Source organism: Clostridioides sp. ZZV14-6154 (assembly GCF_020657785.1).
Lineage (GTDB): Bacteria > Bacillota > Clostridia > Peptostreptococcales > Peptostreptococcaceae > Clostridioides.
In genome coordinates this window covers 1-8,529 of record NZ_JAGWCY010000024.1, presented here as the reverse complement: position 1 = coordinate 8,529, position 8,529 = coordinate 1, and the positions used below count along the sequence as shown (strand labels likewise).

Here is an 8,529-nt window from a genome sequence, read left to right as displayed (position 1 = left end):
CACTGAAAGATTCAGTTTATAAAATTCATGTTGACATTTAAAATATCCTACATTCTAGGATAATTAAATAATATTCAAAGGAGGGTTTTTATGTTAAAAAAAGTTAAAAAAATATTGATAATGCTATGTTGTTTATTTGCATTAACAAGCAGTATTGCATTCGCAGATACTGAAACAAATTCTACTTACACAGAAACAGACAAGCCATTATGGACAATTCATATTGAAGGTTATACCTTTACTTATGATAATGCTCCAAAACAAATTAAAGAAAAATATAAAAATAAATGTGATGAGCTAGGCATAACACCATCAGCTAAAGCTGAAATATTTATACCAGCTGATGAAATGCAAAGTTATGGATTAAAAAATTATAAAGGTAGTCAAGATGGTTTTGATATATTTTTTTATGGCACATATTTTAAAGTAACTGGTACAAAAAATTATACTGTTAAAACATCAACTCTAGTAGGGTATAATAAAGTAGAAAGTGGTAATCCCGTACATCTAGTACAAATATTACTTAAAGCTTGTGGTTATTCTCTAGGTGTTGACAGTCAATTCGGAAGTGAAACATATACAAAAGTTAGAAGTTTCCAATCAAGCAATAGTTTAAGTGTTGACGGTATTGTTGGAGCAAGAACATGGGAAAGATTAGCATATGTGGCACACTTGTAAAATAGTATCACAATTATTAATTTACATATAAAAATTAAGTCACCTTAAATGGGTGACTTTTTTAAGCTGCCTACTTTTTTATTAATAAAGTTCTGTAAAATTAAATATGATAAAACGAGTATTTTAATTACATAATTTTACAGTTTGAAGTATGTTTTTAAGGCTCTGTGTGCCTCTGTAAGCCCTTATAACTTTCTTTTTTATATTCCAGTATTTATTTATTTTTATAAGCCCTTATTTGTTTGTTTTGTAAAGTTATTTTTAAAAAAAGAGCATAAGGAGTTTTTGCCCCCATATTACATAAATTTCATTTATTTCATGAACATGGAGAACTAGGAAAAGCCTAGTAAAACTCTTTGGTTAAAATCAAAATACTATCTATTTTATAGGTCATTTTTTTGGGGTCATAAAATCACTCAAAAATACACACTTAGACCACTATCAGACCACCAAAAACACATATTTTTTAATGTAAAATTTCCTATCTTTTAACAATATATAATCCTTAGCGAAACTCACCAAAACGATTGTTACACCAGTTTAGTATCTAGTTTTAATCAGTTATTACTTTAAATACTTGATACATACTAATTACATATGTTACATAACATTATAACCTAACGGTTACTTACGCCTTCAACCTACGGCTTTCAGTTGTTACTAACGCATTCTCAATATGCCAAGTCAGAAGGGACTTGACCTATATCGAATTTTGTTATACATGTTTTAAATCTTATTGACTACTTATTCTTTTAATGCAAACCTAAAGGCTTTGTAATTGGACGCAGTTACCCACGAACTACTGTCCGTGGTTACTTTCCATATCATTCAAACCCAATAGGATTGGTGTGTTACGACCACACAACGTTGGACTGATACAAGTAAATACTCCACTTTGTGATTTAACACAGTCTACCAACACCCCGACAATAGACAGTATATTTGAGTATTTCCACTAAGTGTTGCCTCCCCTAGCTCTTATATTTTGTAGTGCCTAGTTACTACTCTCACCCCTTCAATATGGTACCAGACATATTTATATGGTGTGGAAACTTAATCCCAGTATTTTGTCGGCTCTTTAGGGTGTTCCCTGTCGGGTGTCCCTATTGCTCTTGGTCAAATACTCCTCCTCATAAAACCACATTAAAAAAGACTTGTCCTACTATCTGAACAAGTCCGTAATTTTTATCTTTTATCGTTATCATCTTGATTTTTTTTCTTTCATCTCTTATAATTTATGTATATCTAAGAAGATAACAGCTATATTTTATATACTCTATGTTCTGTCAAAACATTTAGTATGTAACTTATAGTAAAAGATTACTGTTACTTAACTATTCGTCGGTAGTTGGTATTAACTCGTTATAAGGTCTGTCAACCTAATACGAGCAGTAGTCTTTTTTTATATTTAATTTTTTAATATAAGTTAATTATAATTCTAGTTATTAAATTTTACTAGCAAATTTTTCTATATTTCTTTTTTTTTTATAATTTTGTTTTTATATCATTCATTTTGTCTAACATCTTCTTTAGATTTTGTTTGACATTTACATCTTTTAATTCTTTACCATTTGAATAACCTAATTCCTTATTAACATCAAAATAAGAATCTACTGGATCTTCTTCTACTTTTATTGTTGCAGACATAATCTTCCAAGAATCACCTATTTTAGTAAGATAAATATCATATTCATTTCCTGCAGAAGCATTATTTTCTATTTTATCCTCTAAATTATAAGAAAAAGTTTCTGATACGTATAAATTAACATTAACAATATTACTATTCTTTGTTATATTTTTAAAATCAAAGGTATACTCTGTATTGATCACTTTATAAGCTTGATTGTCATTATTAGCCTTTTTTAAATCATTTCTAGCTTTTAAGTATTCTTTGAAACCATCAGAGCCTACATTTGAAAAATTGTTTTTTCCGCCATTGAAATTATAATCCTCTTTTACAAATATCTCTACTACCTTTTTTATAGAATTTTTATCATTTTCATTGAGTTCATTCTCAATTATTTGATTTTCTATTTCTTTAGAAATAGAATTTTTGTTATTTATAATAAATAGAATTCCTATAACAAGAAAAACAACTAAAACAAGAAAGACTATTTTTTTCAATACATTAGACATTAGATTTCCTCCTATAATAATTATTTGATAAATTAGAAAATAAAAACGGATTAAATTATAATTTAATCCGTTCTATTTTCTAATTTAAAGTTGTTAAATGAACATAAGATCTATCATATTGACTTGAAGGAGCTGCTGTATTAATAGGAACCATCCATCTATCAGCAGTATGACTTGCTATTTTAAAATTAGAACCTGGCCCAACTACTATATATGTATGAAACCATGTCCCATTATGTATAAAAGTTAAATCACCTAGTTGAAGAGTAGAACCATATTCGATTGCATGTCCTCCAGGACCTCTATAACCATTTTCATTTCTAACAACAAACGCTCTTAAATAATGTGCTTGAGCCCATGCATCTCCATAAGTTGGTTGTATATGTATTGAATCTGGTTCTAATGACCAAGTTCTATTTTTCCCATCTATTTTTATAGAATGACTCTTATCAGCTCTTGCACCAGCTTTTCTCAGTGCTTGAGATGCATAATTTGCACAATCAGCTTTAAATGAAAGATAGTTAGGATTACGTCTACTTTCTCTATAGGCATATGCATAGTCATAAATAGCTTGACGTTGGCTACTAGTTATAGCTCCAAGTTTCGGAGTACTCTCTTCCTTTAAGTTTGGATCTACATCTTCTAAAGATACTGGAGGTTCAGAAGATATATTAACCTTTAATTCTTCAATCTTATCTAACATTTTTTTTAGATTATCTTTTCTTGTATTAGCATCAATCTTATTTTTTTGTACATATCCAAATTCTTGATTTACATCAAAGAAACAATCTATTGGATCCACACCTACATCTATTGTTGCAGACATAATCTTCCAAGAATCACCTATTTTAGTAAGATAAATATCATATTCATTTCCTGCAGAAGCATCATTTTCTCTTTTGCCCTCTAAGTCATAAGAAAAAGTTTCTGACACATAAACATCGACTTTAACATTATCACTATCTTTTTCTATTTTTTCAAAATCAAAAGTATACTTTGAATCAATTGGTTTATAATCTTGATAGTCATTATTAGCTTGTTTAAAATCATTTCTAGCTTTTAAATACTCTTTAAAGTCATCCGAGCCTAATGTTGAAAAATTATTTTTTCCACCATTAAAATTATAATCCTCTTTTACAAAGGTCTCTACTGTACTTTTTATAGATTCTTTTTCCTTTTCAGTAATATCATCTGTTGCATAACTTACGATATTAGTGCCACCAATGACAACTGAAGCACATATACAACATAAAAGTGCTTTTTTAAATTTTTTAAACATAATTAAATCCCCCTCTTTTTTAAGTTATGTAATTCAATTTTAAACTCAAATATATTTAAATGAGTTTATTGTATAGCTAAATCGGTAAAACCGAAATTAGTACCCATACTTAGTTTTCTTAATGTATAATATTTTGTAGCATAAATCGTTGAAAATGAAACAAAACATTGATTTTAGTAAAAGAACTAAAAAATTCAAACTCATTTTAACTGAAGCATTACTTTTTAAACAAATTTAATTTATTATTTGGACTTATGTGATATGAGTAATTAAATTAAGTAAGTGATTTGAAATGTATAAACTTTTTATGTAAATATTGTTAAATTAACATTCTATTTATGTAGTATCATTAATGTGATTGTACAATAGTAGAATTATTTTGTCAATAAAATAAAAATATTCTCAGAATAATTACCTTTATTCTGAGAATATTTTTATTTTTTATATCTATCAATAAATTCTTTTAAGGCTTGTCCCATTAGGTCATGCTTATCATATGGTTTATTTTCTTCAACCAAAATATCAAACTCGTCCCATATCTTTTCATTAATTCTAATAGTAGTTCTTTTAATTGGTGCTTCAGGTAAATCTATATTTATTCCTTCTCTTAATTCAATAACATCTGAATTTGATTTACCAGTTTTATTAATTTTAAACCATTCTATCATTTCTTTTAAAGTTTCTGTTTCTTGTGATATATAAAGCATATTTTCTTTTAATTTTGGAGTTGATATTACATCTATATTACTTATATCATCATGATTGCTAATTGAATTATTTTCTTTATTTTTAGCTGTATTACTTCGGGGATTACATGTGTATTCTAAAAGTACGAATTGATTTTCTTTTCTTCTGTAACCCTTGCTATTTAGATATTTTCTTATTGTGCTTTCATTAATCTCTAATTTATCTGAAACTTTTTTAAGACTTTTGTATTTAATCAATTTTTCATTTATATATCCTACAATGTCATTAATATCGCATTTTTTTAAATCATTCCAGTTCATAATATTTCACCTCTTAAATATAATTGTAATACATATGTATTACAATTATATTCTTATTCTATCTATGAACATCCTTTAAATCAAACAATTTATTATCTAGCAATCTAATTGGACTCTCTAGTTTGTTTGTTTTGTAAATAGTCGGAATAAGTGCAGGTGCTATGTTTAAAGCTTCTAACATCTTAAAATATTTCTTTAATTCTTCCTTGCTATACTTTTTCTTTTTAGCATATCTTAGTTCTAAATATTGCAATAGCTTCTTTTTACTATTCTTCTTCAACTTATTTGTTTCTTGTACTATTTTTTTAGCTTCAAAGTAATTGTAAAAGTCTAGTCTAGTGCTACAGATGAATCTCTTATACTTAGTTAGAACTATATCTCTGCATATGTATATATCATCATAGTATGTTTTAAATGTCTTACCATACTTTTTGAGTTCATAATTTGCACACTTAACCTCTAATCTTAAAGTATTAGTCGCAAGCTCCAAATCAATCTCATTTATATTTATACTACTCTTATACATATCTACTTTACTTTTTAATGTTTTAAGTTGCTCTAATTTGTTGTAGAAATTAATAGTGTATGTTTTATTTATGTTGCTCTTATAATTATTTTTAGACTTTATATAAACGCTCGTATTTGTGTCTATGTTATTTTTATCTACGTAGTTAATATATCTACTATCAGCTTTGTCTTTTATAATTTGATTAAATAGTCTTAAATATAAATCTGCATTTACATTATAAATATTAAATGTTACCTCCATGCTTGCAACTGTAAACTCTAATATGTCTAACTCTATGTTAAATAACTCTTTAAGCTTATAATTTACCTTTTGCCTTATCTCTTCCCTATAGTTATATAAGTCATCTACATTGTGTACATGATTACCTTGTTTGAGTAGCATTACAAGCCTACCAGTTACATATATTCTCTCTGAATTTACGGCATATAGAAATCTTACTCCATTCCAAGCAAGTATATAAGATGAAATATATTCAATTACTTCTCCTGTCTTGAAATCTATATATTCATTGTAGTTCTTTTTTAGCTTTAAACTAAACTTACTTGTATCTAGCTTTACATTTTTATATAAGTTAACTCTATCTATCATCCCCCACACCCCTTACGAAATCATCCTTGAATCAGTTTATTAATACTATATTTACAGACTAAAAACATGATTGCAAAACAAAAAAATAAACTTTATAATACCATTAATTAAGGGGTAGTTTGACCTTACGATTTTAGGACTTTTTGTGTGATGGAAATGAAAGTACTACACTAAAAGAAAACTTTTACTCTACTTACATATACCATATACACCCCCCTATTTAGCTGATAAACATATTATATTAAATATAATTTACATTCAAATAACTCTATAAATATAGAACGTTTGTACGCATTGAGATAGCTATTTTTACATGCAGACAAAAATTTTTTTCTTATGGAAATGGATGTATTTTTCATGATAATTTATATCAACTAATAATATTTTTTACTATTTTAGGTAACTTCTTTTACAAAACGACAATTCCACATTCAAATACCCTATATCTAAGTCATTGCAATACTTACAAGACTTTTTTGCATGTCAGTAGAAAAGGACATAAAAGATTACATTTTATGCCATTTTTTTGTAAGACATAGTATTTTCAATATATTAGCCTATTTATTCAAATCTTATTTTAGGCATTTTGTCAGTTGTAGGTCAGTAAATATTACTTTTTTTTATTTTTATGCTTGTTTTTACTCAATCACAAATACATATATTTTTTAATAAACTAAAAATATTTAAACCTTGTATTCTACCTATGTAGAGAACTTTTTGGTCACTTTGTTCTATAATTGTAGAATAAAACAATTATACTAATTTGACTCTTGCACTCTATTTTTATAGAATGAAAGTAAAATTAAAAAACTTTAAAAAGGCACTGGGGGAATTAATTATGTTTAAAAAAATACCACCTTCTGAATTGAAGATAATGAAGCTATTTTGGCAATCTGACAAGGTATTGACATCACAAGACATAGTTTCTATAATGAGTCATGAGTGGAAGCAGACCACAACACTTACACTTTTATCAAGATTAGTAAAAAGAAATTTTTTATCTGCTAAAAAGCATTCAACATATACGACATATACTGTTTTAGTTGATAAAGAAAGCTATTTACAATATGAAACTTTTGATTTTTTAAAAAACATACATAATGAATCTGTTACAAGTTTACTTCAATCAATGAGTAAAAAAGAATTTAGCAAAGAAGAAATAAAAACATTTAAAAGCTTTATTAAAGATATGCAAAATAAAAAATAAAATAGGTAGATTATATGGTTAATTTAATTTTACAAAATTTATTTCGTTCAACACTTATAAGCAGTTTAATTATTTGTATTTTAATAGTTTTGAATACAACTTTACTTAAAAATTTTAGTAAAAAACTTAATTATTATATTTGGATGATTGTTATAGCTAAATTGGTTTTTCCATTTACATACACATATACAATGTCTTCCACTAGTAAGTTAAATACTAAAAGTTTACTTGTTAATTCAAATATAGATACATTCCCAATCAATGAAAATATTAAAAATATTATTGTATTTGTTTGGGTTACCATTGCATTATTACTTTTTATCAGAACAATCAAAAGATATTTGAAATTCAAAGGCTTAATAGTTGACTTATCATATGATATTGAAGAAATAGAAGTAAATAAACTTTATAGCAATTTATTAAATGAATTTAAAATAAAAGAACATATAAAACTGAAATATACCTATGAAGTTGATAATCCCTCTTGTTTTGGATTATTTGAAAAATATATTCTTTTACCTCCACATGATTATTCTTTAGAAGAATTAAATTGGATTTTAAGACATGAATTGACTCACTATAAAAGCAAAGATTTGTATATTAGATACTTAATCCTATTTTTAAAATGTGTTTATTGGTTTAATCCACTTGTATATCTATTAGATAGAGTTGTAGAAAATATTTGTGAGATGCATTGTGATGAAACAGTTTTAAAAGATTGTAGTCTTGAGGATAGACAAAGTTATGCTATGACTGTTGTAAACTCAATTGAAAGAAATACAAATATACACAATGAATTTTCTACTGGTTTACATAGAGTCAAAGGATTTGAAAAAAGATTACATAATATGTTTGTTACCAAAAGTAGAAAAGGCATAATAATAGCATTAATATTGTGTTTATTATCTTCTCTTACATATTTGACTATTGACTCTGTTTCTTATAAATCATTAGACCATTCAATATACAAAAAATTTCCACTGAAAGATTCAGTTTATAAAATTCATGTTGACATTTAAAATATCCTACATTCTAGGATAATTAAATAATATTCAAAGGAGGGTTTTTATGTTAAAAAAAGTTAAAAAAATATTGATAATGCTAT

At 26.3% G+C, this 8,529-nt stretch carries 7 protein-coding genes; 3 read left to right on the top strand and 4 right to left on the bottom strand.

Features of this window, described 5'->3' with window-relative positions; all coding sequences use genetic code 11:
* The first annotated feature begins 90 nt into the window (after positions 1 to 90).
* Positions 91 to 678, top strand: a complete 588-nt coding sequence (locus KGF45_RS19360; RefSeq protein ID WP_074176851.1) for a peptidoglycan-binding domain-containing protein — start codon at positions 91 to 93, stop codon at positions 676 to 678.
* A 1,485-nt stretch (positions 679 to 2,163) separates the two neighbouring features.
* Here KGF45_RS19360 and KGF45_RS19355 read toward each other — a convergent pair.
* The 4 genes from KGF45_RS19355 to KGF45_RS19340 form a co-directional block, all read right to left on the bottom strand.
* Positions 2,164 to 2,814 carry a hypothetical protein gene (locus KGF45_RS19355; protein ID WP_227830454.1) on the bottom strand — a complete coding sequence of 217 codons (651 nt, stop codon included), beginning with the start codon at positions 2,812 to 2,814 and terminating at the stop codon, positions 2,164 to 2,166.
* 79 nt (positions 2,815 to 2,893) lie between these two features.
* A complete protein-coding gene (locus tag KGF45_RS19350; RefSeq protein ID WP_227830453.1) occupies positions 2,894 to 4,093 on the bottom strand; it encodes an amidase domain-containing protein in 1,200 nt (399 codons plus the stop codon).
* A 434-nt stretch (positions 4,094 to 4,527) separates the two neighbouring features.
* On the bottom strand, positions 4,528 to 5,100 hold the full coding sequence (locus KGF45_RS19345) for a hypothetical protein (protein ID WP_227841345.1): 573 nt from the start codon (positions 5,098 to 5,100) through the stop codon (positions 4,528 to 4,530).
* 58 nt (positions 5,101 to 5,158) lie between these two features.
* Positions 5,159 to 6,217, bottom strand: a complete 1,059-nt coding sequence (locus KGF45_RS19340; protein WP_227830456.1) for a hypothetical protein — start codon at positions 6,215 to 6,217, stop codon at positions 5,159 to 5,161.
* A gap of 838 nt (positions 6,218 to 7,055) precedes the next feature.
* Here KGF45_RS19340 and KGF45_RS19335 point away from each other — a divergent pair.
* Both KGF45_RS19335 and KGF45_RS19330 read left to right on the top strand, forming a co-directional pair.
* Entirely contained in the window at positions 7,056 to 7,424 is a 369-nt protein-coding gene (locus tag KGF45_RS19335; RefSeq protein ID WP_074178789.1) for a BlaI/MecI/CopY family transcriptional regulator, read from the top strand.
* Between the two features lie 14 nt (positions 7,425 to 7,438).
* Complete coding sequence (locus tag KGF45_RS19330) at positions 7,439 to 8,443, top strand: M56 family metallopeptidase (RefSeq protein WP_074178788.1); 1,005 nt, start codon at positions 7,439 to 7,441, stop codon at positions 8,441 to 8,443.
* The last annotated feature ends 86 nt before the right edge of the window (positions 8,444 to 8,529 follow it).

Bases quoted from the DNA above. Each gene is read 5' to 3' on its own strand.
- KGF45_RS19355 (WP_227830454.1), bottom strand. From the start codon at position 2,814: ATGTCTAATGTATTGAAAAAAATAGTCTTTCTTGTTTTAGTTGTTTTT.
- KGF45_RS19330 (WP_074178788.1), top strand. From the start codon at position 7,439: ATGGTTAATTTAATTTTACAAAATTTATTTCGTTCAACACTTATAAGC.
- KGF45_RS19345 (WP_227841345.1), bottom strand. From the start codon at position 5,100: ATGAACTGGAATGATTTAAAAAAATGCGATATTAATGACATTGTAGGA.
- KGF45_RS19360 (WP_074176851.1), top strand. From the start codon at position 91: ATGTTAAAAAAAGTTAAAAAAATATTGATAATGCTATGTTGTTTATTT.
- KGF45_RS19335 (WP_074178789.1), top strand. From the start codon at position 7,056: ATGTTTAAAAAAATACCACCTTCTGAATTGAAGATAATGAAGCTATTT.
- KGF45_RS19350 (WP_227830453.1), bottom strand. From the start codon at position 4,093: ATGTTTAAAAAATTTAAAAAAGCACTTTTATGTTGTATATGTGCTTCA.
- KGF45_RS19340 (WP_227830456.1), bottom strand. From the start codon at position 6,217: ATGATAGATAGAGTTAACTTATATAAAAATGTAAAGCTAGATACAAGT.